General features: G+C 71.5%; 21 protein-coding genes and 1 pseudogene. 15 read left to right on the top strand and 7 right to left on the bottom strand.

Annotated features, from left to right (window positions below; translation table 11 throughout):
• Positions 1-7: 7 nt before the first annotated feature.
• The 4 genes from ACTMVF_RS08755 (at position 8) to ACTMVF_RS08740 (ending at position 5482) form a co-directional block, all read left to right on the top strand.
• The gene (locus ACTMVF_RS08755) at positions 8-1096 is read left to right on the top strand and encodes a quaternary amine ABC transporter ATP-binding protein (RefSeq protein WP_441270365.1); all 1089 of its coding nucleotides are present in this window, start codon (positions 8-10) and stop codon (positions 1094-1096) included.
• Positions 1089-3713 carry an ABC transporter permease/substrate binding protein gene (locus ACTMVF_RS08750; protein WP_441270364.1) on the top strand — a complete coding sequence of 875 codons (2625 nt, stop codon included), beginning with the start codon at positions 1089-1091 and terminating at the stop codon, positions 3711-3713. Before ACTMVF_RS08755 ends, ACTMVF_RS08750 begins: the two co-directional genes overlap by 8 nt.
• A 480-nt stretch (positions 3714-4193) precedes the next feature.
• Entirely contained in the window at positions 4194-4763 is a 570-nt protein-coding gene (locus tag ACTMVF_RS08745; protein ID WP_441270363.1) for a helix-turn-helix domain-containing protein, read from the top strand.
• Complete coding sequence (locus ACTMVF_RS08740) at positions 4763-5482, top strand: helical backbone metal receptor (protein ID WP_441270362.1); 720 nt, start codon at positions 4763-4765, stop codon at positions 5480-5482. The genes ACTMVF_RS08745 and ACTMVF_RS08740 overlap by 1 nt, the downstream gene beginning before the upstream one ends.
• Here the strand turns inward: ACTMVF_RS08740 and ACTMVF_RS08735 are convergent.
• Positions 5394-6518 carry a TDT family transporter gene (locus ACTMVF_RS08735; protein ID WP_441270361.1) on the bottom strand — a complete coding sequence of 375 codons (1125 nt, stop codon included), beginning with the start codon at positions 6516-6518 and terminating at the stop codon, positions 5394-5396. The genes ACTMVF_RS08740 and ACTMVF_RS08735 overlap by 89 nt on opposite strands.
• Positions 6519-6589: 71 nt before the next feature.
• On the opposite strand from ACTMVF_RS08735, the gene ACTMVF_RS08730 reads away from it, so the two are divergent.
• Positions 6590-7513 carry a LysR family transcriptional regulator gene (locus tag ACTMVF_RS08730; protein WP_441270360.1) on the top strand — a complete coding sequence of 308 codons (924 nt, stop codon included), beginning with the start codon at positions 6590-6592 and terminating at the stop codon, positions 7511-7513.
• A 159-nt stretch (positions 7514-7672) separates the two neighbouring features.
• Here ACTMVF_RS08730 and ACTMVF_RS08725 read toward each other — a convergent pair whose 3' ends face one another.
• The 3 genes from ACTMVF_RS08725 to ACTMVF_RS08715 form a co-directional block, all read right to left on the bottom strand.
• Positions 7673-8359: a gamma-glutamyl-gamma-aminobutyrate hydrolase family protein gene (locus ACTMVF_RS08725; protein ID WP_441270359.1), complete on the bottom strand. Its 687-nt coding sequence runs from the start codon at positions 8357-8359 to the stop codon at positions 7673-7675.
• Positions 8360-8381: 22 nt separating this feature from the next.
• Positions 8382-9824, bottom strand: coding sequence for an ethanolamine permease (gene eat / locus ACTMVF_RS08720; protein ID WP_441270358.1), 1443 nt, complete (start codon positions 9822-9824; stop codon positions 8382-8384).
• A 168-nt stretch (positions 9825-9992) separates the two neighbouring features.
• Positions 9993-10739: a FadR/GntR family transcriptional regulator gene (locus ACTMVF_RS08715; protein ID WP_441270564.1), complete on the bottom strand. Its 747-nt coding sequence runs from the start codon at positions 10737-10739 to the stop codon at positions 9993-9995.
• Between the two features lie 104 nt (positions 10740-10843).
• On the opposite strand from ACTMVF_RS08715, the gene ACTMVF_RS08710 reads away from it, so the two are divergent.
• From ACTMVF_RS08710 to ACTMVF_RS08695, 4 genes are read left to right on the top strand one after another with little or no spacing between them, the layout of a single operon-like run.
• A complete protein-coding gene (locus ACTMVF_RS08710; RefSeq protein ID WP_441270357.1) occupies positions 10844-12208 on the top strand; it encodes a glutamine synthetase family protein in 1365 nt (454 codons plus the stop codon).
• Positions 12209-12216: 8 nt separating this feature from the next.
• A complete protein-coding gene (locus ACTMVF_RS08705) occupies positions 12217-13590 on the top strand; it encodes an aldehyde dehydrogenase family protein (RefSeq protein ID WP_441270356.1) in 1374 nt (457 codons plus the stop codon).
• Positions 13587-14369: a 3-oxoacyl-ACP reductase gene (locus tag ACTMVF_RS08700; RefSeq protein WP_441270355.1), complete on the top strand. Its 783-nt coding sequence runs from the start codon at positions 13587-13589 to the stop codon at positions 14367-14369. Before ACTMVF_RS08705 ends, ACTMVF_RS08700 begins: the two co-directional genes overlap by 4 nt.
• A gap of 26 nt (positions 14370-14395) precedes the next feature.
• Complete coding sequence (locus ACTMVF_RS08695; protein WP_441270563.1) at positions 14396-15361, top strand: DUF2510 domain-containing protein; 966 nt, start codon at positions 14396-14398, stop codon at positions 15359-15361.
• A gap of 16 nt (positions 15362-15377) precedes the next feature.
• Here ACTMVF_RS08695 and ACTMVF_RS08690 read toward each other — a convergent pair whose 3' ends face one another.
• A complete protein-coding gene (locus ACTMVF_RS08690; protein WP_441270354.1) occupies positions 15378-16580 on the bottom strand; it encodes an amino acid deaminase/aldolase in 1203 nt (400 codons plus the stop codon).
• 1162 nt (positions 16581-17742) lie between these two features.
• On the opposite strand from ACTMVF_RS08690, the gene ACTMVF_RS08685 reads away from it, so the two are divergent.
• Together ACTMVF_RS08685 and mycP are read left to right on the top strand one after the other, a co-directional pair.
• The gene (locus tag ACTMVF_RS08685) at positions 17743-18810 is read left to right on the top strand and encodes a hypothetical protein (RefSeq protein ID WP_441270353.1); all 1068 of its coding nucleotides are present in this window, start codon (positions 17743-17745) and stop codon (positions 18808-18810) included.
• Positions 18807-20042, top strand: a complete 1236-nt coding sequence (mycP, locus tag ACTMVF_RS08680) for a type VII secretion-associated serine protease mycosin (RefSeq protein WP_441270352.1) — start codon at positions 18807-18809, stop codon at positions 20040-20042. The genes ACTMVF_RS08685 and mycP overlap by 4 nt, the downstream gene beginning before the upstream one ends.
• Positions 20043-20054: 12 nt before the next feature.
• Here mycP and ACTMVF_RS08675 read toward each other — a convergent pair whose 3' ends face one another.
• Positions 20055-21044 carry a serine hydrolase gene (locus ACTMVF_RS08675; RefSeq protein ID WP_441270351.1) on the bottom strand — a complete coding sequence of 330 codons (990 nt, stop codon included), beginning with the start codon at positions 21042-21044 and terminating at the stop codon, positions 20055-20057.
• Positions 21045-21194: 150 nt separating this feature from the next.
• Between ACTMVF_RS08675 and ACTMVF_RS08670 the strand changes: the two genes are divergently transcribed.
• Complete coding sequence (locus tag ACTMVF_RS08670) at positions 21195-21926, top strand: SseB family protein (RefSeq protein ID WP_441270350.1); 732 nt, start codon at positions 21195-21197, stop codon at positions 21924-21926.
• Between the two features lies 1 nt (position 21927).
• On the opposite strand, the gene ACTMVF_RS08665 is transcribed toward ACTMVF_RS08670, so the two are convergent.
• A complete protein-coding gene (locus ACTMVF_RS08665; RefSeq protein WP_441270349.1) occupies positions 21928-22311 on the bottom strand; it encodes a DUF1844 domain-containing protein in 384 nt (127 codons plus the stop codon).
• A gap of 336 nt (positions 22312-22647) precedes the next feature.
• Between ACTMVF_RS08665 and infC the strand changes: the two are divergent.
• From infC to rplT, 3 genes and pseudogenes are all read left to right on the top strand, one after another.
• A pseudogene (infC, locus tag ACTMVF_RS08660) lies at positions 22648-23329 on the top strand (translation initiation factor IF-3).
• A gap of 110 nt (positions 23330-23439) precedes the next feature.
• Entirely contained in the window at positions 23440-23634 is a 195-nt protein-coding gene (rpmI, locus tag ACTMVF_RS08655; protein ID WP_004933563.1) for a 50S ribosomal protein L35, read from the top strand.
• A 111-nt stretch (positions 23635-23745) separates the two neighbouring features.
• Positions 23746-24129 (top strand): 50S ribosomal protein L20, encoded by a 384-nt coding sequence (gene rplT, locus ACTMVF_RS08650; protein WP_019325184.1) that lies wholly within the window; start codon positions 23746-23748, stop codon positions 24127-24129.
• Positions 24130-24210: the final 81 nt, after the last annotated feature.

The raw sequence follows: 24210 nt of genomic DNA, 5'->3' as shown, positions 1-24210 counted from the left end.
GGTACCCGTGTCATCCAGACTTGAGGCCGAGCATCTCTACAAGGTGTTCGGCAGACGACCGGACGAGGCTGTCGAGCGGCTCCGCCAGGGAGCCGACCGGGAGGAACTGCGCGCCGACGGCACCACCGCCGCCGTGATCGACGCCTCCTTCACCGTGGAACCGGGCCAGATCTTCGTCGTCATGGGCCTGTCCGGGTCCGGCAAGTCCACCTTGCTGCGCATGCTCAACGGGCTCCTGGAGCCGACCGCGGGTCACGTCCGCTTCGACGGCCAGGACCTGACCGCACTCGGCGACCGCGAGCTGCGTGCGGTCCGCGCGCAGAAGATCAGCATGGTGTTCCAGCACTTCGCGCTGTTCCCGCACCGCAGCGTCCTGGAGAACGCCGCGTACGGCCTCGGCGTCCAGGGCGTGCCCCGCGCCGAGCGCGAGAAGCGCGCCGCCGAAGCCCTGGAACTGTGCGGTCTCGGCGGCTGGGAGAAGTCCTGGCCCGACGAGCTGTCCGGCGGCATGCAGCAGCGCGTGGGCCTCGCCCGCGCGCTCGCCACCGACGCCGACCTGCTCCTCATGGACGAGTCGTTCAGCGCGCTCGACCCGCTGATCCGCCGTGACATGCAGGACCAGCTGCTCCAGCTCCAGCAGACCCTGAAGAAGACGATCGTCTTCATCACCCACGACCTCAACGAGGCCATGCGGCTCGGCGACCGCATCGCGGTCATGCGCGACGGCCGTATCGTCCAGACCGGCAGCGCCGAGGACATCCTGATCCGCCCCGCCAACCACTACGTCGCCTCCTTCATCCAGGACGTCGACCGCTCCCGGGTCCTCACCGCGGCGGCCGTCATGGACGAGGACGTCCGCGGCGACGAGGTCGGCTGCGGCTGCGAGACCGCGACGCCGGACACACCGTTCACCGAGCTCTGCGCGATCAGCGCCCGCCTGACGCACCCCGTGGCAGTCCTCGACGCCAAGGGGAAACTCGTCGGCCGCGTCCCCAGACAGCGCCTCGTCGGCCTCCTCGGCGACCAGCAGGGCGAGCCCGAGCCCTGCGACAACCCGCGCGGCACCCGCGACGGGAAGGTGATCGCCAATGCCTAGGATCCACTTCGGAGACTGGATCGAAAACCTGGTGGACTGGCTGCAGTCCCACCTGACCTGGGTTTTCGACATCGTCAAAGCCGTCCTCGGCGGCATGTACGACGCGGTCGACGCCGTCCTCGGCGGCGGCGAGCCGCTGCTGATGGCCGGGATCCTCGCCGTGGTCGCGTGCTGGCTGCGCGGTCTGCTGCCCGGTGCTCTGGCCTTCGTCGGCCTCGCCCTGATCGACTCGCTCGGCCTGTGGGACGACGCGATGCACACGCTCTCGCTCGTCCTCGTCGCCGCGGTCATCACCATCGTGTTCGCGGTGCCGCTGGGCATCTGGGCCGCCCGCAGCGACCGGGTCAGCGCCCAGCTGCGGCCGGTGCTCGACGTCATGCAGACGATGCCGGCCTTCATCTACCTCATCCCCGGCGTCATGTTCTTCGGCGTCGGCACCACCCCCGGCCTCCTCGCGACGATCATCTTCGCCATGCCCCCGGGCGTGCGGATGACCGAGCTGGGCATCCGTCAGGTGGACGGCGAACTGATCGAGGCGGCCGAGGCGTTCGGCACCAGCCCGCGCACCACCCTGGCCCGCGTCCAACTGCCGCTCGCGCTGCCGACGATCATGGCCGGCGTCAACCAGGTGATCATGCTGGCCCTGTCGATGGTGGTCATCGGCGGCATGGCCGGTGCCGGCGGCCTCGGTGAGCAGGTCTACTCCGCCATCACCCAGCTCAAGGTCGGCCTGGCCGCCGAGAGTGGTGTGGCCGTGGTGATCCTCGCGATGTACCTGGACCGGATGACCGGCGCGCTGGGCCGGCGGGTCTCCCCCCTCGGCCGCCGCGCCGCGGCCAAGGCCGCGGTCGCCGCCGCGGGCCGCTTCAAGCTCGCCCACTACAAGCCGGGCGGCGCGGTGGCGGTCATCGGCGTCGTGGTCCTCGCCCTCGTCGCCGGCGGCATGAACCTGACCGGCTCCGGCGAGCAGACCGCCGCCGGGAACAGCACGAACGTGGGCCAGGGCAAGAAGATCAACCTCGGCTACATCCCCTGGGACGAGGGCACCGCCACCACGTACCTGTGGAAGGAGCTCCTGGAGCAGCGCGGCTACGAGACCGACGTCAAGCAGCTCGACCCCGGCCCGCTCTACTCGGGCGTGGCCCGCGGCGACATCGACTTCCAGACCGACGCCTGGCTGCCGACCACGCACAAGGCGTACTGGGACAAGTACAGCTCCCAGCTCGACGATCTCGGCGCCTGGTACGGGCCCACGTCGTTGGAGTTGACGGTCCCGTCCTATGTGAAGGGCGTCGATTCGCTGGCCGACCTGAAGGGTCAGGGGAAGAAGTTCGGCGGGAAGATCATCGGTATCGAGGCGAGCGCCGGGATGATGGGCACGCTGAACAAGTCGGTGCTGAAGGCGTACGGCCTTGAGGGCGAGTACAAGGTCGTCTCGTCGAGTACGTCGTCGATGCTGGCGGAGCTGGACCGGTCGATCAAGAAGCGTGAGCCTGTCGTGGTGACGCTGTGGTCGCCGCACTGGGCGTATGGCAAGTACGACCTGAAGAAGCTCAAGGACCCGAAGGGCGCCTGGGGCAAGGGCGAGCAGATCCACACCGTCGCGCACAAGGGCTTCGCCAAGAAGGACCCGACCGCCGCGAAGTGGCTGAAGGACTTCAAGCTCACCGAGACGCAACTGACCAGCCTGGAGAACGACATCCGCGCGGCGGGCGAGGGCCAGGAGCAGGACGGTGTGCGCACCTGGCTGAAGAAGAACCCCGGCCTGGTCGACAAGCTCGCCCCGGTTCCCGGCGGCGCGAAGGCGCAGGGCAAGGACGCGGGCAAGACCGTCGACATGGGCTACTTCCCATGGGACGAGGCCATCGCTGCCACCTACCTCTGGCAGAACATCCTGGAGGACCGCGGCTACCGGCCGAACGTCAAGCAGCTCGACCCCGGCCCGCTCTACACCTCGCTCGCGCAGGGGCAGATGGATGTACAGCTGGACGGCTGGCTGCCGACCACGCACAAGGAATATATGGACCGCTTCAAGGGGAAGTTGGACGACCTCGGGCCGTGGTACGGGCCGACGTCATTGGAGTTGACGGTCCCCTCCTATGTGAAGGGCGTCGATTCGCTGGCCGACCTGAAGGGTCAGGGGAAGAAGTTCGGCGGGAAGATCATCGGTATCGAGGCGAGCGCCGGGATGATGGGCACGCTGAACAAGTCGGTGCTGAAGGCGTACGGCCTTGAGGGCGAGTACAAGGTCGTCTCGTCGAGTACGTCGTCGATGCTGGCGGAGCTGGACCGGTCGATCAAGAAGCGTGAGCCCGTGGTCGTGACGCTGTGGTCGCCGCACTGGGCGTATGGCAAGTACGACCTGAGGAAGCTCCAGGACCCGAAGGGCGCCTGGGGCAAGGGCGAGCAGATCCACACCGTGGCCAAGAAGGACTTCGGCCGGGAATTCCCGGAACTGAGCGGCTGGCTGAAGGACTTCAAGCTGACCGAGGAGCAACTCGCCTCACTGGAGGTCGAGATCCAGAAGGGCGGCGCCGGAAACGAGAAGGAGTCCGCACGCCGTTGGATGGACGCCCATCCGGGGATCGAGGACGAGCTGGCGCCCGTTACGGGATAGCTCCGCGGGCTCCGATGTAGAAAAATGAACCGGGTGCGGGATTCACGCGTACGTGAATCCCGCACCCGGTTCTGTGTGCGTCACCACCGCCCTGGGCCGGACCGAGACCTGCCCGCGCCTACGAGAAGGATCCGGCCAACCACAGAGCGCTACACCACCACCCGAGCCCCTCGGCCTCGGCCAGGCGCTCCAGCGGCGACCCCGAGGGAACAGGGGAGGCCGCCGCAGCATTGAAATGAACACGGGGTACTCGTGCTGATCGGGAGTCAGCGGTGCCGTGCGGGCGGCTGTCACGTCCGGGGCGCCGATCCCGCTGGCGCGAACCGATGGGTCGTACTCCCCCTGAGGTGTCGTCGATGTGGCGGGCGCATGAAACGGTTTGCCGAACATGCGTAGGGTGCAGAGAACTCAACAGAAGGTGTGCGCCGGGAGGCGGACGCGAGGACATCGGACCGACGAGCGAAGGAGGGAGCCGGAGCGATGGGCGACCACAAAGAACAGTCCCTCCGAGTGGGCGCGGCCGTACGGCGGCGTCGTCGCGCGCTGGACCTCACCCTTGCCGTCGTCGCCGAGCGCAGCGGCCTGTCGGTGCCCTTCCTGAGCCAGGTCGAGAACGACCGGGCACGCCCCAGCCGCAGCTCCCTGGAAAAGGTCGCCGACGCGCTGCGTACGACCGCCGTGGAGCTCCTCGCCGCCGCCGACCCGGCGTGCAGCGTCGATGTGGTGCGGGCCGAGTCCATCGAGCTGGAGCCGGAACCACGGGTGCGTTCCCTGGTGCGCGGTCACCATCAGATGCACGCCTCGGAGTTCACCGGCGACCATGACGCGGGCCGTGAATTCCAGTACCGCAACGACCAGTTGATGTACGTCGCCGACGGCGCCGTGGAGATCGAGGCCGAAGGCCGCGCCTACCGGCTGGGCCGGGGCGACACCCTGTACCTCACCGGCGGGGTGCGCCACCGCTGGCGGGCGACCGTGCCGGACACGCGCGTGGTCGTCGTGGCGGTGGCGGAGCACATCGAGGCGGTCCGGGACCGGCCGGGGCGCTGATGCGCGTCGTCTGCCTGGTGCCGTCCCTGACGGAGGCGGTGGCCGTCTCGGTCCCCGGCGCCCTCGTCGGCGCCACGGACTGGTGCACCCATCCGGCCGACCTGGACGTCACCCGCGTCGGCGGCACCAAGAATCCCAAGATCGACCGGATCGTCGCCCTCGCCCCCGACCTGGTGATCGCCAACGAGGAGGAGAACCGCGAGCCCGACCTCGCCGCCCTCCGCGCAGCCGGCATCGAGGTCCTGGTGACCGAGGTGCGGGACGTCCCGGGGGCCTTCCGGGAACTGGCGCGTGTGCTGGACGCCTGCGGGGCGACGGCCCGCCCGCGCTGGTTGGACGACGCGGAGCGGACCTGGTCGTCGCTTCCGCTCCCCGAACGCCGTACGACGGCCGTGGTCCCGATCTGGCGGCGCCCCTGGATGGTGCTGGGCCGCGACACCTTCGCGGGTGACGTACTGACCCGCCTCGGCGTGGACCACCTCTACGCGACGCACGAGGACCGCTACCCCCGCATCCCCCTGGACGACCTGCGGGCAGCGGCCCCCGACGTCGTCGTCCTCCCCGACGAGCCGTACCGCTTCACGGCCGAAGACGGCCCGGAGGCCTTCCCCGGCCTGCCCTGCGCGCTGGTCAGCGGACGGCACCTGACGTGGTACGGCCCGTCACTGGCCGAGGCACCGCGGGTGCTGGCCGAGGCCCTGCGAGCAGCGCACCACTGAGCAGACCGCGGGCGGTGCACACGGCGGCGACGGCCCAGGCGCCGACGAGCACGAGGTACAGCCCGACGGCGAGCCAGCCGTAGACCACGAGCCCGGTGTGCCGGGCCAGTGCCGTGGCGCCGGTGACACAGGTGCCGACGGGGAAGGTGAACGCCCACCACGTCATCGCGAACCCCATGCCGTGCCGCCGAGCCCGCAGCACATGGGCGGTGGCGAGCCCGAACCACAGGAGCGCGAAGCCCAGGACGGGCACGCCGTAGAGCACCGAGAGAATGCCGAACGCCTGGCTGTACGGCGCGGGGACCACTCCTGGCGCGACCTCGGCGAACATGCCGACGGCGGTGGTGGACTGCCCGAGCGGGCCCAGCACCAGGAACAGCGTCGGGGTGAGGGCGAGGGGCAGTGGCCCGCCGGTGACCAGCCGGGCGAAGACCAGCGGCAGCATCAGCAGGGTGGCGAGCAGACTCAGCCCGAACATCGCCAAGCAGGCGAGCAGCAGCGTCTCCTGGGCCTGCCCGGGCGGCAGATGCGGCACCAGGAGCGGCCCGAGCGCGGCGGACACCATGGGCGCGACGAGCGGCAACAGCCACACGGGCGTGGCCTGCGACGGCTCGATGCGATGGCGTACGGCCATGAGGTACGGGACGGCGACCGCCGCCGCCAGCCCGACGACCGTGCCGGCGGTGAAGAGGACGGCGTCGAGCGCGACCGCCGCTCCGATCCCGATCCAGTCCCGGCCCACGGTGACGGCACCGCCGCCGACGGCCGACAGGGCCATGGACAGGCAGCCGTAGAAGGGCGCCGTGGCCGGGTCGAGGAGGTGGGCGCGGGCCTGGTCGCGGTGGTGGGTCCAGTGCAGGGCACGTGCGCCGAGCAGGGTGACGAGCAGGGCCAGGGAGAGGGCCCAGACGGCCGTGCAGGCGGTACGCAGGCCGGGGAGGTGCAACGGCAGTCCGGCTCCGGCGGTGGCGACGGCGGCGGTGCCCATGACGGACGCGTACCAGTTGGGTCCGAGATGGCGGACGGCGGTGACCATGCGCTCAGGGTCGCCGGATGGCGTTGCTTGCCACCAGGGAGTTTGCCTCTATGGCGACATAAACTGGGCTTATGACTCAAGCGGCGGAGGGGCAGTTTCGCGCGGGAACCCTGGCACATCGTGTCCCGGATCTCGGCGCGCTGGAGCTGTTGCTGGCGGTGGCGCGGCTCGGCAGTCTGGGCGGGGCGGCGCGTGAGCTGGGAATCACCCAGCCGGCGGCGAGCAGCCGGATCCGGTCGATGGAGCGCCAACTGGGGGTGGCGTTGGTGGACCGGTCACCGAGGGGCTCCCGGCTCACGGACGCCGGGGCGCTGGTGACGGACTGGGCGCGGCGCGTCGTGGAGGCCGCGGAGGCCTTCGACGCGGGTGCGCAGGCGTTGCGGGACCGGCGTGACTCGCGGCTGCGGGTGGCGGCGAGCATGACGATCGCGGAGTACCTGCTGCCGGGCTGGCTCCTCGCGCTGCGCGCCCAGCGTCCGGACACGGCGGTGTCGCTGCTCGCGGGGAACTCGGCGGCGGTGGCGGAGCGGCTGTTGGCGGACGAGGCGGACCTGGGGTTCGTGGAGGGGCTGACCGCCCCGACGGGGCTGGACTCCGTGGTCATCGCCCACGACAACCTGATAGTGGTGACCGCGCCCGGGCACGCCTGGGCCCGCCGCCGACGTCCACTGGAGGCTTCGGAGCTCGCGGTGACTCCGCTGATCCTGCGGGAGAAGGGTTCGGGTACGCGGCAGGTCCTGGACGCGGCGCTGGGCGGGCTGGCCCGTCCTTTGATCGAGCTGTCCTCGACCACCGCGGTCAAGGCGGCGGCGGTCAGTGGGGCGGGGCCGGCGGTGCTGAGCGAGCTCGCGGTGGGGGAGGAGCTGGCGATGCGGCGGCTGGTGAGTGTGCCGGTGGCGGATGTGTCCTTGGCGCGGGACCTGCGGGCGGTGTGGCCGACGGGGCATCGTCCGGTGGGCCCGGCCCGGGATCTGCTGTCGCTGACGCGGGGGTAGTTCCTTCGCCCCCGCCGCCCCTACCCTCCCCCAGGTAAATCCAGCCCCTCCGGCGTTTGAGGAGCGGGGGTCCAGGGGGCGGAGCCCCCTGGCGGGGTGGAAGGGGCGGAGCCCCTTCAAGGATGGGACGGGTAGGGGCGGCGGGGGCGCAATCCCCCGTCAGCCACCAGCCGCCCGCACCAACCCCCGCATCACCCGCAGATCATCACCCATCTCCGGATGCCACTGCACGCCCAGCACCCAAGACGCAGAGGCAAGTTCGATCGCCTCCACCGTCCCGTCCTCCGCGTACGCCGACGCCACCAGGCCCGACCCCAGCCGATCCACCGCCTGATGGTGATACGTCGGCACGGACGCCGCCTCCGGCACCACCCCGCCGTACAGACTCCCCGGCACCGGCTTCACGGTGTGGCTGCCGAAGACACCCACCACCTCCGCGTGCCCGCCGATGTGCTGCACGAGCGTGCCACCGAGGGCGACGTTCAGCAGCTGCATCCCCCGGCAGATCCCCAGCACAGGGATCCCCGCGGCCAACGCCGCGTCGATCAGGGCCAGCTCCCAGGCGTCCCGCGCACGCGCCGGCGGCCCGGTCCGGGGATGCGGCTCGGCGCCGTACCGTCCGGGCTCCACGTCGGGGCCGCCCGCGATCACCAGCCCGTCCAGCCGGGCGACGGCCGCGGCCGCGTGCGCCGGGTCGTCCGGCGGCAGCATCGCGGCCAGGCCGCCGGCCCGCTGCACCAGCCGGGGATAACCGACCGGCAGCAGCGCGGCGTCCAGCTCCCACACACCCCAGCGCGCACCGGACTCCAGATAGGTGCTGACACCGATCAACGGCCTGGCCACCACGACTCCCTCACAGTCGAACGCTTCAGTCCCGTGCCAACTCTGCCTCGGCCGCCGCCAGCGCCGCGAACTCCTCCTCCGGAGCCTTCGCCACCAGCCGCTTACGGCTGTACAGGCCGAAGTACCCGACGGCCACGACGTACACCGCCAGCGCGATCAACGCCGCCGTCACGTCCACCAGGAACGTGGCCACCAGCGCCGCGCAGGCCAGCACCAGGGCGACCGACGACGTCAGCACGCCACCCGGGGTGCGATACGGTCGCGCGAGCTCGGGCTCCCTGCGGCGCAGCACGATGTGCGACAGGGACATCAGCGCGTAGGAGATGGTCGCGCCGAAGACCGCGATGTTCAGCATCCGGGCGCCGTCGCCCGACACCGCCGCCAACAGGAAGCCGATCGTGCCGGGCACCAGCAGGCCCAGGTACGGCGCCTTGCGGCGGCTGGTGAGGGACAGGAAGCGGGGCAGGTAGCCCGCGCGGGAGAGAGCGAACAGCTGCCTGGAGCCCGCGTAGATCAGGGAGAAGAACGACGCCACCAGGCCCGCCAGGCCCGCGTAGTTCACGATCCGGCTCAGGGTCGTTGCCTTGCCGTCCGGCTGGAGCGCCTCCACCAGCGGGTTGCCCGCCTCCTGGATCGCCGCCGAGCCGCGTGCGCCGGCGGCCGCGAAGAAGGTCACCACCGCCAGCACCACCAGGATGGCCATCGACCAGCGGATCGCCTTCGGCAGCGTACGGGCCGGTTCCTTGGTCTCCTCGGCCGCCAGCGGCACGCCCTCGACGCCCAGGAAGAACCACATGCCGAAGGGGAACGCCGCCCAGATGCCGAGCAGGCCGAACGGCAGCCAGGAACTCGACCCCGCGGCCGACGTGTCGACCGGAATGTCGTCCAGCCCGGCCAAGGAGAAGTCCGGCAGCGCCGCCAGTGCGAACACGATCAGGGCGGCCACCGCGATCCCCGTGACCACGAAGCTGAAGCGCAGGGCCTCGCCGACGCCCCAGAGGTGGATGCCGAGGAAGATCGCGAAGCAGACCAGGTACATCGGCCAGCCGGACTCCAGGCCGAACAGGCCCAGCGACTCCACGTAGTCGCCGATGAAGATGACGATGGCGGCGGGCGCCAGGACGTACTCGATGAGGATCGCCGTACCGGTCAGGAAGCCGCCCCAGGGGCCGAGCGCCCGGCGGGCGAAGCCGTAGCCGCCGCCCGCCGTGGGCAGGATCGAGGACAGCTCGGCGAGGGCGAAGACCATGCAGGCGTACATCGCGCCCATGAGCACCATGGCGATCGCCAGGCCCCCGAAGCCGCCCTCGGCCAGGCCGAAGTTCCAGCCCGAGTAGTCGCCGGAGACGACATAGGCGACACCGAGGCCGGTCAGCAGCACCCAGCCGGCGCTGCCTCGGCGTAGTGTTCTGCGTTCCAGATAGTCGTCCGCCTCGGGGGCGGGTGTGGTGGTGGATTCCTGGGACATGGGTCAACTCCCCACGGCGGCGGACACCGGGCTTTTCCGGGCACGGTGGGGTCGACCGAGCTCCGGCTCAATGGAATGGATCCACACCTTTGCGGTCTCGGCCACGGGAAGGCAATACCCCTGCGTTAATCGCCCGTAAATCCTTGGCTCACCGGTACGTGAGACGGCTCAGCCGAGGAAGCCCCGCAGCAGCGCCGCCGTCCCCCCGCAGTGCTCGCGCATGATCTCCCGCGCGCACTCCGCGTTGCCCTCGATCACGGCCTCCACCAGGGCGGTGTGCTGCCGCTGGGAGTGCTCAAGGTTGCGTACCAGGAGCGGGATGCAGTCGAGCAGGTCGTTGACCGTGGCGCGGACGGCCGCGTACTGGGCGGTCAGCGTGGGGGAGCCGGACAGTTCGGCGAGGGTCAGGTGCAGCAGCGTGTCCAGGCGGCGGTACTCGGCGAGCGGGGCGTCGTGCGTGCGGGCCAGGGCCTCGCGCAGCCGGTCGCCCTGTTCGCCGTCCAGGCCGTGCGCCGCGCACAGTCCGGCCGCGCCCACCTCCAGGACCTCGCGGAAGCGCAGCGTGTCCTCGACGTCCACGTCCTTCAGGCGGCGGCGCAGCTCCTCCTCGCCCGGGGTCTCGGGGCGCGGCAGCACGAAGGTGCCGCCGTAACGCCCGCGCCGCGACTCGACCAGGCCCTGCTCCTGGAGCACCTTCAGCACCTCGCGCAGCGTCACCCGGCTGATCCCCAGCCGGTCGGCCAGCTCGCGCTCCGCCGGCAGCCGTTCGCCGCCCGGCACCAGGCCGAGCCGGACGACCTGGAGGATCTGTTCCAGGGCCTCCTCGAAGCCGTTCCCGGCCCGCACCGGCCGCAGCACCGACGTCAGCCGGTCGTCGGCCCCGGCCGCCCCGTGCTCCCTGCCCGCCTGCGCCATGCGGTCGGACTGCGACATGTGGCCGGACCCCCTTCCCAATCAATGGTCCCCGGCAATACCTTATGGCTTCCGGCTGACCGAAGTAGCCGAATGGAGGCTCTCCCGTGGCAGACCGCACACCCCCGCTGAGCGTCGAGGAGCTGCACGCCCTCGTCGCGAGCGGTGAGATCGACACTGTCGTTCTGGCCTTCCCCGATATGCAAGGGCGGCTCCAGGGCAAGCGGTTCGCCGCCCGCTTCTTCCTCGACGAGGTCCTCCACCACGGCACCGAGGGCTGCAACTACCTCTTGGCCGTCGACACCGAGATGAACACCGTCGACGGCTACGCCATGTCTTCCTGGGACCGCGGCTACGGCGACTTCGCCATGCACCCCGACCTGGCCACGCTGCGCCGCCTGCCCTGGAACGCCGGTACGGCCATGCTCGTCGCCGACCTCGCCTGGAGCGACGGCTCGCCCGTGGTCGCCGCACCCCGCCAGATCCTGCGCCGCCAGCTGGAGCGCCTCGCCGAGCTCGGGTACACGGCCAAGGTCGGCACCGAGCTGGAGTTCATCGTCTTCAAGGACACCTACGAGCAGGCCTGGGACGCGAACTACCGCGGCCTCACACCCGCCAACCAGTACAACATCGACTACTCGGTGCTGGGGACGGGACGGATCGAGCCCCTGCTGCGCCGCATCCGCAACGAGATGACCGGCGCCGGCCTCACCGTCGAGTCCGCCAAGGGCGAGTGCAACCCGGGCCAGCACGAGATCGCCTTCAAGTACGACGATGCCCTGGTCACCTGCGACCAGCACGCCGTCTACAAGACCGGCGCCAAGGAGATCGCCGCCCAGGAGGGCGTCTCGATCACCTTCATGGCCAAGTACAACGAGCGCGAGGGCAACTCCTGCCACATCCACCTCTCGCTCGCGGACGCCGCCGGAAACAACGTCATGGCCGGGGACGGCGAGGGCGGCATGTCGGACGTCATGCGCCACTTCCTCGCCGGGCAGCTGGCGGCCCTGCGGGACTTCTCCCTGCTCTATGCCCCCAACATCAACTCCTACAAGCGGTTCCAGCCGGGCTCCTTCGCCCCGACCGCCGTCGCCTGGGGCTACGACAACCGCACCTGCGCCCTGCGCGTCGTCGGCCACGGCCGCTCGATGCGCTTCGAGAACCGGCTCCCCGGCGGCGACGTCAACCCGTACCTCGCCGTCGCCGGGCTGGTCGCGGCCGGCCTCTACGGCATCGAGCAGAAGTTGGAGCTGCCCGAGCCCTGCCCCGGCAACGCCTACGCCGCCGACTTCGAGCACGTCCCGACGACCCTGCGCGAGGCCGCCGAGCTCTGGGAGAACAGCCCGATCGCCAAGGCCGCCTTCGGGGACGAGGTCGTCGCGCACTACCGCAACATGGCGCGCGTCGAGCTGGACGCCTTCGACGCCGCGGTCACCGACTGGGAGCTGCGCCGCTCCTTCGAACGCATGTGAGGCCCTCCTTGTCCGACCAGCTCCAGGTACTCAACCCGGCCACCGAAGAGGTCGTCGCCACCGTCCCGGCCGCCACCGCGGCCGACGTCGACGCCGCCGTCGTACGGGCCGCGAAGGCGCAGTCCGGATGGGCCGCCCTCGCACCCGGTGAACGCGCCCGGCTGCTGCGCCGGTTCGCCGTCGCCGTCGACGAACACCTCGAAGAACTCGCCCAGTTGGAGGTCCGCGAGGCCGGACACACCGTCGGCAACGCCCGCTGGGAGGCGGGCAACGTCCGTGATCTGCTCGACTACGCGGCCGGGGGAGTGGAACGGCTGACCGGGCGGCAGATCCCGGTCGCCGGCGGCCTGAACGTGACGATCCTCGAACCGCTGGGCGTCGTGGGCGTGATCGCCCCCTGGAACTTCCCGATGCCGATTGCGGCCTGGGGCACGGCCCCGGCGCTCGCGGCCGGCAACGCGGTCATCCTCAAGCCCGCCGAGACGACTCCGCTGACCGCGATGCGGCTGGCCGAACTCGCCCTGGAGGCAGGACTCCCGGAGGGCCTGTTCCAAGTCCTTCCCGGCCACGGTCCCGTCGCGGGGAACGCCCTCGTCGAGCACCCAGGTGTCGCGAAGATCGTCTTCACCGGGTCAACGACCGTGGGCAAACAGGTGTTGGCGAAGGGCTCGGCGCTCCTCAAGCGCGTCACCCTCGAACTCGGCGGCAAGAGCCCCAACATCGTCTTCGCCGACGCCGACCTCGAAGCCGCCGCGGCCGCCACCCCCATGTCCTTCCTCGACAACTCCGGCCAGGACTGCTGCGCCCGCACCCGCATCCTCGTCCAGCGCTCCGCCTACGACCGCTTCCTCGACCTCCTCGCCCCCGCGATCGAGTCGGTCCTGGTCGGCGACCCGGCCGACGAGCAGACGCAGATGGGCCCGCTGATCTCCAAGTCCCAGCTGGACCGGGTGCGTTCGTACGTCGACGCGGGCGCCGACGGCATCCGGGGCAAGGCTCCCGAGGGCCCCGGCTTCTGGTTCCCGCCCACCGTCCTCACGGGCGTCGACCCGCACGCGCGCGTGGCCGTCGAGGAGGTCTTCGGCCCCGTCGCCGTCGTCCTCCCCTTCGAGGACGAGGCGGAGGCCGTGGCCCTCGCCAACGCCACCGACTACGGCCTCTCCGGCTCCATCTGGACCCGTGACGTCGGCCGCGCCCTGCGCGTCTCCCAGGCGGTCCGGGCGGGCAACCTGTCCGTGAACTCCCACTCCAGCGTCCGCTATTGGACCCCCTTCGGCGGCTTCAAGCAGTCCGGCCTCGGCCGCGAGCTGGGCCCGGACGCCCTGACCGCCTTCACCGAAACCAAAAACGTCTTCATCAGCACGGAAGGCCCCGCACAGTGACCGAAGCAAACGTGTGCCGTCGCCTCGTCGGCCGTACGGCCGTCATCACCGGAGCCGGCAGCGGCATCGGCCTCGCCACCGCCCGCCGCCTCGCCTCCGAGGGCGCCCACGTCGTCTGCGGCGACGTCGACGAACAGCGCGGCAAGGCAGCCGCCGAGGAGGTCGGCGGAATCTTCGTCAAGGTCGACGTCACCGACCCCGAGCAGGTCGAGGCACTGTTCAAGACGGCGTACGACACCTACGGCAGCGTCGACATCGCCTTCAACAACGCCGGCATCTCGCCGCCCGACGACGACTCCATCCTGGAGACCGGCCTGGAGGCCTGGAAGCGCGTGCAGGAGGTCAACCTCACCTCCGTCTACCTGTGCTGCAAGGCGGCCATCCCCTACATGCGGCAGCAGGGCAAGGGCTCCATCATCAACACGGCGTCCTTCGTGGCCCGGATGGGCGCGGCGACCTCGCAGATCTCGTACACGGCCTCCAAGGGCGGAGTCCTGGCCATGTCCCGCGAACTGGGCGTGCAGTTCGCCCGCGACGGCATCCGGGTCAACGCCCTGTGCCCCGGCCCGGTCAACACCCCGCTCCTCCAGGAGCTGTTCGCCAAGGACCCCGAGCGCGCCGCGCGCCGTCTCGTCCACATCCCGGTCGGCCGTTTCGCCGAGGCCGAGGAGATCGCCGCCGCGGTCGCCTTCCTGGCCAGCGACGACTCCTCGTTCGTGAACGCCACCGACTTCCTGGTCGACGGCGGAATCTCCGGGGCGTACGTCACGCCGCTGTAGGCCGTCCTACAGTGGCCGGGATGAGCATGACACCCTCGCCCGGCTGGTACCGCGACCCCAAGGCCCCGCATCTGGAGCGCTGGTGGGACGGAACGGCCTGGACCGAGCACCGGCGCGCTCCCGACGTCCCGGGACCGCCGGTGCCGGCGCCGCCCGTGCCCGGCCCGCCGCAGCCGTACGGGCCGCCGTACCCCGGCCCGCAGGCGCCGACGCCGCCCGGTCCGCCGTCCGCCGGTGAAGCCTCCGCGCTGCGGTCGAGGGTCATCGCCCTCACCGCCGCCGGAGCCGTACTGGTCACCGCGATCGTCACGGGCGCGATCGTGCTCGGCGAGGAGGACGGGGGCGCGGAGGTGAACACCGCGCCGACGCTCGCGAGCTCGCAGCCCGCGCCCCGTGAGCCGGTCACCGACGCCCCCACCCCTACCCCTTCGGGGTCCACCTCCGAGCCCTCCGCCGACGACCCGGCCGTCGTGGTGGACCAACTCAACGGCATCACCCTGCCGTTGCTCGACGGCTGGGTCAGGCCCCAGACCTACACCGAGGCCGACGTCCTCATGTCCACGGACGGCACCTACGAATGCCCCGCCGAGGACTTCGGCTCCTGCCGGCACGGCAAGGTCATCTCGCGCACGGCGACGACCCGGAACGGCGAGACGGCCCCCGAGGCCCTCGCCAAGGCGGACATCAAGGAGGCGGCCGACGAGGCCTACGACCGTGACCGCGTCGGCCGGCGACCCTTCGGCGGCATCGAGTCCCACCAGGTCGTCAAGTCCGGCCCGGTCGAGGTGGCGGGCCGCACCGGCTACCTCGTGCGCTGGCGGGTCAGGACCGCCGCGGGACCGGGCGGATACGTCCAGTCCCTCGCCTTCGCGTCCCCCGCCGGAACCGAGGCACCGGTCATCGTCCGCTATGTCTTCGACGCGGGCGAGAACGGGCCGCCCCTGGCCGACATGGACCGCTTCACGCGCGGCATCCGGCCCACGACGTCCTGAGCCACCGAAAGCCGGGCTACAGGAAGGTGTGCCCCTCACCCCGGTACGTCGGCACGGTGGCCGTCACCGCGTCCCCCTCGATGAGGTGCAGCTTCTCGAACCGCTCGCACAGCTCACCCGCCTTGGCGTGCCGGAACCACACCTTGTCACCGATCAGCAGATCGTCGGCGGGGGAGCCGAGCAGCGGCGTCTGCACCTCGCCGGGCCCCTCCTGAGGGTCGTACCGCAGCCCCTCGGGCAGATATGGCACCGGCAGCCGGTCGGGCCCGGCCGCACCCGAGGCCGGATACCCCCCGCCGAGGACGGTCACCACCCCGACCCCCGGTCGGCGCACGACCGGCTGGGCGAACAGCGCGGCCGGACGCCCGCTGAAGGACGTGTAGTTGTCGAACAGCCGCGGCACATAAAGCCCCGACCCGGCCCCGATCTCGGTGACGCAGTCCTCGGCGGCCGTGTGCTGCACACTGCCGGTCCCGCCGCCGTTGACGAACTGAAGCCCCGGGACCACGGCCCGCACCGCCCGCACCACCTCGGCCCGCCGCTCGGCGAGTTCCCGGCGCGCGGCGGCCTGCATCAGCCGCACGGCACGCGACCGCAACGGCCGCCCCGCCACGGCGTCCCCGACCCCGGCGATGTGCCCCTCGTACGCCATGATCCCGACCACCTCGAACCCCGGCCGCCGGGCGACGAGCCGAGCCATGTCGGCGACCTGGGCGGGGGAGTGCAGCGGCGAACGCCGGGCGCCTACGCGCACGCGCCCGCCGAGCAGCTTCAGCGCGGTGTCCAACTCCAGGCAGACCCGCACGACTTCACGCCCCCCGTCCCGGGACTCGTCGATGAGCCGGAGCTGTGCCGGATCGTCGATCATCACGGTGACGGCGGAGGCGAGCTTGGGATCGCCGGCCAGCTCGGCGAAGGCGGCGCGGTCGGCGGACGGGTAGGCGAGCAGAACGTCGTCGAACCCGGACCGCGCCAGCCACAGGGACTCGGCGAGCGTGAAGGACATGATCCCCGCGAACCCGTCCTTCGCGAGTACCCGCTCCAGCAGGGCACGGCAGCGTACGGACTTGCTCGCGACGCGGATCGGCTTGCCGCCGGCGCGGCGGACGAGGTCGTCCGCGTTGGCGTCGAAGGCGTCCAGGTCCACGATCGCGAGAGGGGCGTCGAGATGGGCGGTGGCCCGGTCGTAACGGGCCCGGTCGGCGGCGCGCGCAGTCATGAACGAAGCCTGCCATGCAGGATTACCGCAGGGTAGGGGGATGTTCCGGGCAGATGCACACGGGGTCCCGGACTGGTTCCCGTTCGCCCAGGATCAACCCGTAGAGTGACGCGCACGCATGTGTGGGAACGCCCCGGCCGCACGACCGCGCCGGGATGACACCCCGCCCGTGCGGGTATGCGTGCCTGGTCGGCGAGTCCGCACCGGGCAGACGGACAACGCGACGACGGCCCGCGTACGAGGACGCGCCCGGGCACGAGGAAACGGGGGGTGCATGAGCACGGAAGCGCGTCGCGCCCCCGTCCCCCCACGCCCCACGGCACCTCCGCCGCCCGCCGCCCCGCCCCTCCCGACCACCCCGCCGAGACCCACGCGGCCGCCGGCCCCCGGCGATCCGCAGGGCGAGCAGCCGGTCCCGGGAGCGCAGGCCACACGTGCGACCGGCGAGGGGTCGCGAACGGAGGGATCGGTGCCTGGCGGTGTCGGCGGTGGGCCGGTCTCGGGCTCGGAAGGGCCGGTACGCGGTGAAGCGGCCGCGTCTCGGCGAGCCGACGGTGGCGCCGGATCCCCGGATCCGCGTGCCTGGGCCGGACCGCGGGGCGTGGACGGCTCAGCTGCCGTGCCGTCGCCTCGGAGCAGCGGCGTAGGCGCCCGGTCGGTGGCCGGGGACGGCTCCGGCGCCCCTTCGTCGCCCTCGCACGGCGACCGGACCGACCCGACCGCCCCCACGGCCCCGCCGCCGCCCCGTGCCTCGGCGCGCTTCCCGGACGTGCCGCCGGTGGCAGGGCGTGCCGACGCCGGTGACGGGCGTCGCCGGGACAGTGGCGGATCGTTGCGCCCCGAGGGCGCCGGACAGGCCGTGCCCGATGCCGCACCGCCCCGCCCGGCCGACCGTCCCTCGACGCCACGGCGTACCGGCGCCCCCGCCGAGACCGCCGCGGAAACCACCTTCCGCCTCCGCCCGATCTCCGCGGAGCCGTCACCCGAGGCCGACAACCACCCGTCCCCCGCAAGGGGCTCCACCGCCGCACATCCCCAACCGGGCCACCGGCCCACGCAGGGCTCCGCCGGGGTACCGCCGAAGCCGGGCGCCGGTCCCGGGCAGGGTTCTGTCGGTGGGTCTTCCCGGCCGGGCGCCGCGCCCGCGCAGGGTTCCGTCGGCATGCCCCCGAAGCCGGCCGGCCGCCCCGGCTCCGCGCCCGCCGAGTCCGCTCGCCCCGCCGCTTCCGTTCCCCTGCCCCCACTGCGTCCCACGCCGCAGCCCTCGGCCGCGGACGGATCGACGGGTCGGGGGTACGCGGCCTCGGCCTCCGCCGGGCCCACCCGCGCCGCGCAGCCCCCCTTCGCCCCGGACCCGTCCCTCTCCTGGAGTGCCCCCATGGCGCCGGGCGGCGCACCGGGCGCCCAGCGGCCCGTCGTGTCGTTCGGGGAGCCCGAGGGGTACGACGCGCAGGCGCGACCACGGCCCCTGGGCGTGCGGATCCGACCACGGGTCGCCGGGGCGGCAGCCTGTGTCGTACTCGGACTGGGGCTCATCGGCGGGGCTCTGACCGGGAGTTGGCTGATCGGCGACTCGGGCGAAGCCGGCGCTCAGGACACCTTCGCGGCGGCCGGGAGCCTGTGGCACAGCGTCCCCGTCGACAAGCTCTTCCCGCCCACGGTGATCGGGCAGGGTGCCGGACCCGGCGGCGCCGACCGGACCTGGACGCGGGTCGCCGTGTCCCCGGACACCGGCTGTGCGAACGCCTTCGACCCGCTGTTGCGCAAGGCCCTCGCTCCCCTCGGCTGCGAGCGCCTCCTGCGCGCCACCTACATCGACGCCACCCAGAGCTACGTCACCACCGTCGGCCTGCTCTTCACCAAGGCCGACGCCGCCGCCATGCGCGCGTTCGACACCCGGTTCGCCAAAGAGGGCCTCGAACGCCGCAGCGACCTCATGCCCCGCCCCTACGCCGCCAAGGGCACCCTGGCCGCTGGATTCGGCGACGCACAACGCGCCTCCTGGACCGTCTCCGTCCTCACCGACGCCCCGGTCGTCGTCTACGCCGTCTCCGGCTGGGCCGACGACCGCACGGTCGACGAGCCCGCGCCCGCCGAGGAGGCCATGCAGTCCGGCGCCACCACGGACGTCGCCCAGGCCGGCCTCGGCCACGAGGCGCAGGGCCTCGCCGACCGCATCGAACGCGCCCTGCGCAAAAACGTCAGCCCGTCCACGGAGCAGTCGTCATGAACACCGGCCCGAACAGCGCGGCGCCCCCCGCCGACACCCCTGCCGCGACCAGTGCCGTGAAGACCGCCCTGACCCGGCGTACCGGCCCCCTCGCCGTCCTGCTCGGTGCCTGTCTCGCCCTCCTGCCGCCCACCGCCGCGCATGCCGACTCCATACGGGCCCGGCAGTGGGCCCTGGAGGCCATGCACACCGAGGAGGCCTGGCAGACCACCAAGGGTAAGGGCGTCACCGTCGCCGTACTCGACACCGGCGTCGAGGCCGACCACCCCGACCTGTCGGGCAACGTCCTCGACGGCAAGGACATGGTCGGCTTCGGAGCCGAGCCCGGCGACCGCGCCTGGGCCCGGCACGGCACCGCGATGGCCGGCATCATCGCCGGCCACGGACACGGCGCCGGAGGCGGCGACGGCGTCATGGGCATCGCCCCCGAGGCCAAGATCCTCCCCGTCCGCGTCATCCTCGAAGACGGCGACCCGGCCCGCGCCAAGGCCCGCAGCACCCGCGGCAACGCCCTCGCCGACGGCATCCGCTGGGCCGCCGACCACGGCGCCGACGTCATCAACCTCTCCCTCGGCGACGACTCCAAGTCCGCCCACCCCGAGGCGGGCGAGGACGAGGCCGTCCAGTACGCCCTGAAGAAGGGCGCCGTCGTCGTCGCCTCGGCCGGCAACGGCGGCGAGAAGGGCGACCACATCTCCTACCCGGCCGCCTACCCGGGCGTCATCGCCGCGGCCGCCGTCGACCGCTACGGCACCCGCGCCTCGTTCTCCACCCGCCGCTGGTACGCCACGGTCAGCGCCCCCGGCGTCGACGTCATCATCGCCGACCCCGACCACAAGTACTACGAGGGCTGGGGCACCAGCGCCGCGGCCGCCTTCGTCTCCGGAGCGGTGGCCCTGGTGAAGGCCGCCCACCCCGGCCTGACCCCGGCCCAGATCAAGAAGCTCCTGGAGGACACGGCCCGCAACGCCCCCGACGACGGCCGCGACGACTCCCGCGGCTACGGCTTCATCGACCCGGCGGCCGCCATCAAGGAGGCCTCCCGCATCAAGCCGAAGCGCCTGACGGCCGTGGCGTACGGCGAGGAGTACTTCGGCTCGGGCCCCGAGGCCGCCAAGTCGGAGGACGACGCGACGACTTGGACCGCCTGGCTAGCGGGCGGTGCCGGCGGCGTCCTGCTGGTCTCGGCGGTCGTACTGTGGCGCGGCCGCCGCGCACGCCAGGACTTCTAGCCGCCTGGCCGCCTACGAGGCGGAGGCGGACGTTGCCGTAGCCGGGGAAGCGGACGAGGTCTCGCCGGCGAACACCGACACCGCCGCCTCAGCCGCCGCCTCGACCAGCGAAACCCCCTTCGCCTTCGTCGAGTTGCCGTCGGACAGCACGGCCACCAGAAGGTCGTGGCCGTCCACCGTCACCCGCCCGACGCTGTTGATGTCCCACAGCCCGGTGGCGGTACGCGGCAGCCAGCCGTTCTTCAACGCCCAGGCCGAGCCGTCGGCCGCGGCCGACACCCCCCACCGCTGGTCGACCGCTATCCGGCCCATCAACTCCTGCAGATACGCCCGCGACCGCGCACTCAGCTCCGAGTCCTCCCCGAACACCTGCCGCAGGAGCGTGAGTTGATCGGCGGCAGTGGTCTGCGTCAGTCCCCAGTACATGCCGTCGCCGCCCTCGGTGTCCGTGAGCCCGAGGCGCTCGTTCGCCCCATCGAGCCCCTCCGCCTTCCCGATCACCCGCCACAGGGCCGACGCGGCGGTGTTGTCGCTGTTCTCGATCATGTCGATGGCGTACGACTTCTCCGTCCTGGTGAGCTCACGCCCGGCGTCCTGCGCCCGGAGCAGCAGCGCGGCCAGGATGTCGACCTTGACGATGCTCGCGGTGTCGAAGCCGCCGTCGCCGTACGTGGCGCTCGCACCGGACTCCAGGTCCAGCACTGCCACCGACACCTCGGCGCCGTCCTCGACGGCCACCGACTCCATGGCCTCGGCCAGTAGTACGTCATGGTCCACCGTCGGCTGTGCCACGGGTTCCACAGAAGCCTCCCCGCCCGCCCGGGCCGATACCGACGCCGACGGCGCCACCGCCGACGATACGGTGCCCCCGCCCGAGTGCGCCTGAGCCTGCATGTACACCGTTCCCGCGGCCGCACCGCCGACGATGACGACGAAGGCGAGCGCGGTGTACGGCAGGGGCCGGCGACGTCGGCGGGCTCTGGAAGCTCTGGAAGACTCCATGTCCGCGATCGTCCGGGCGGCGACTGTGCGGCCCGTTAGACGGACGTTAGATGTGTGTCAGGGAAATCTGAGATTCCGGTGAAAGGCGTCACAGCGGGGTTTCCGGGCCCGCACAAGCGCAGCAGCATCCCCCCGATAGGGTCGGTGACCGTGGCGAACAAGAACATTCCCGACTCCCTCTTCTCCGACGACGACGGCACCGCCGACCCCCGGCTGAGCGCCGCGCTCGCCGCCTGGGCCGAGGACCGCACCGCCGAGGGACCCGTGCTCGATGCGCTCAAGGGCGCCCGGCTGCTGGTCCCCGTCGTGGCCGTGCTCGGCGAGGTCGAGGAGGACGAGAACGGGCTGCGCCACGAGAAGACCAGCGACATGGCCGTACCGACCCTGAAGGCCGGCGCGCGCACCGCCCTGCCCGCCTTCACGTCCATCGAGTCGCTCGCCCGCTGGGACCCGGCGGCCCGTCCCGTCGCCGTACCCCTGCACCAGGCCCTGCAGGCCGCGGCGCACGAGAAGGCGGACACGATCGTGCTGGACCTGGCCGGCCCGGTGCCGTACGAGCTGACGGGGCGCGCGCTGCTCGCGCTCGCCGAGGGCCGTACGACGACCGACCCGCTCGCCGACCCGGCCGTCGTGGCGGCCGTACGCGCTGCCGTCGCCGCCGAGCCCTCGGTCCTGCGCGCCCACCTCGGGCCCGGTCAGGCCGACGGCACGCTCGCCCTCGTCCTGGACCCGGCCGCGACCCCGGCCCGGGCCGCCCGGGCGGTGGCGGAGCGCCTCGCCGCCGACGAAACACTGAGGGCCCGCCTGGTGCGCGGCCTCGACCTGGCACTGCTGCCGACCGAGGCGACGCCACCGGGCGAGCCCCTGTACGTACGGGGATGAGCTAGCCGTAGACCGGGCCGGTGTACTTCTCGCCCGGCCCCTGGCCCGGCTCGTCCGGGACGATCGACGCCTCGCGGAAAGCCAGCTGGAGCGACTTCAGGCCGTCACGCAGCGGAGCCGCGTGGAAGGAGCTGATCTCGGTGGTGCTCGCGTCGAGCAGACCGGCGAGGGCGTGCACCAGCTTGCGGGCCTCGTCCAGGTCCTTGTGCTTCTCGCCCTCCTCGGTCAGACCGAGCTTCACCGCGGCGGCGCTCATCAGGTTGACGGCGACCGTCACGATCACCTCGACGGCCGGGACCTCGGCGATGTCGCGGGTCATCTCGTCGAAGTCGGGGCCCGCGGCGGACTCGGCGGACTCGGCGGGCTCAGCAGGGGTGTCACTCATGTCCCACACGATAGGCCCCGGTGTACGCGGATTAGCACCACCCCCGGCTAGCTGCTAACCTTGTGTAATGACCGGCTGGACAGTCACTGCCCAGCCCAACAAGTGGAGGCTCCGACTTCCCACCTGACCGTCCTCCGGGACGGCGGGTCACCCGGTCAGGCGGCCACCATCGTTCCGTACGGACGATGGAGTCGCCCGAATCGCGCCCCGCGATCATCGCGGCGGTGCTCCGGTAGTGTTTTGGAGCCCCGCCTGTGATCGTCCGGGGCATTTTTTGTGCCTCGGCGCGGTTGGTCTTACTGAAAGAAGACATACGCGGCTGTCCGCCAGACCGCCGTGTGGTGCTAACCGAGGAGGATCCATCAGCGCCGAGCCCCGCATCAACGACCGGATTCGCGTTCCCGAGGTGCGACTTGTCGGTCCCAGTGGCGAGCAGGTGGGCATCGTCCCCCTGGCCAAGGCACTGGAGCTTGCGCAGGAGTACGACCTGGACCTGGTCGAGGTCGCGGCGAACGCCCGTCCGCCTGTGTGCAAGCTCATGGACTACGGGAAGTTCAAGTACGAGTCGGCCATGAAGGCCCGTGAGGCGCGCAAGAACCAGGCGCACACGGTCATCAAGGAGATGAAGCTCCGGCCGAAGATCGACCCGCACGACTATGACACCAAGAAGGGTCACGTCGTCCGGTTCCTCAAGCAGGGCGACAAGGTCAAGATCACGATCATGTTCCGTGGTCGCGAGCAGTCCCGTCCCGAACTGGGCTACCGACTGCTGCAGCGCCTCGCGGAGGACGTCCAGGACCTCGGTTTCGTGGAGTCGAACCCGAAGCAGGACGGCCGAAACATGATCATGGTTCTCGGTCCGCACAAGAAGAAGACCGAGGCGATGGCCGAGGCCCGCCAGGCGCAGGAAGCCCGCAAGGCAGAAGCGAAGGCCAACCCCGGCAAGTCGCAGAACGCCGCGGAATCCGAGAACGCCGTGGAGACCGAGGCTCCTGCCGAGGCTTCCGCCGAGGCGTGATCCCGGGGGACGAAAGTCCCCAGGACGTAACCGATACAAGAGCGACGCTCCACAGTGCCCGGTTTCACGACCGGGCATCGGAGCGCCATCTACGAGGAGAGAACGGCGCTATGCCGAAGAACAAGTCGCACAGCGGTGCCAGCAAGCGCTTCAAGGTCACCGGCTCCGGCAAGGTGCTCCGTGAGCGCGCCGGCAAGCGCCACCTGCTCGAGCACAAGTCGTCCCGCGTGACGCGTCGCCTCACCGGCAACGCCGAAATGGCCCCGGGCGACGCCGCGAAGATCAAGAAGCTTCTCGGCAAGTGAGGTCGGGCGCGGATCGAATCGCCTCGACTCGCGCGCCTGATCTCTGACCGGGACCCAATCGATACCGGGTCGTGTGAGTCCAACCACGACCCCGCTACAAGGAGTTAACAAGTGGCACGCGTCAAGCGGGCAGTCAACGCCCACAAGAAGCGCCGGGCGATCCTCGAGCAGGCTTCCGGCTACCGCGGTCAGCGTTCGCGTCTGTACCGCAAGGCCAAGGAGCAGGTCACCCACTCGCTGGTCTACAACTACAACGACCGCAAGAAGCGCAAGGGTGACTTCCGCCAGCTGTGGATCCAGCGCATCAACGCCGCTGCCCGCGCCAACGGCATCACGTACAACCGCTTCATCCAGGGTCTGAAGGCCGCGAACATCGAGGTCGACCGCAAGATCCTGGCCGAGCTGGCCGTCAACGACGCGGGCGCGTTCGCCGCGCTCGTCGAGGTGGCCCAGAAGGCGCTGCCGAGCGACGTCAACGCGCCGAAGGCTGCGTGACCGCTGCGCTCGGCTTGAACCGACGTGACTGAACGGACCCGTGGGTTTTACCTGCGGGTCCGTTGTGTTGGCGGAAAGATC

It is taken from the genome of Streptomyces sp. SD31, from assembly GCF_052068475.1.
Lineage (GTDB): Bacteria > Actinomycetota > Actinomycetes > Streptomycetales > Streptomycetaceae > Streptomyces.
This window is presented reverse-complemented; position numbering and strand designations above follow the sequence as displayed.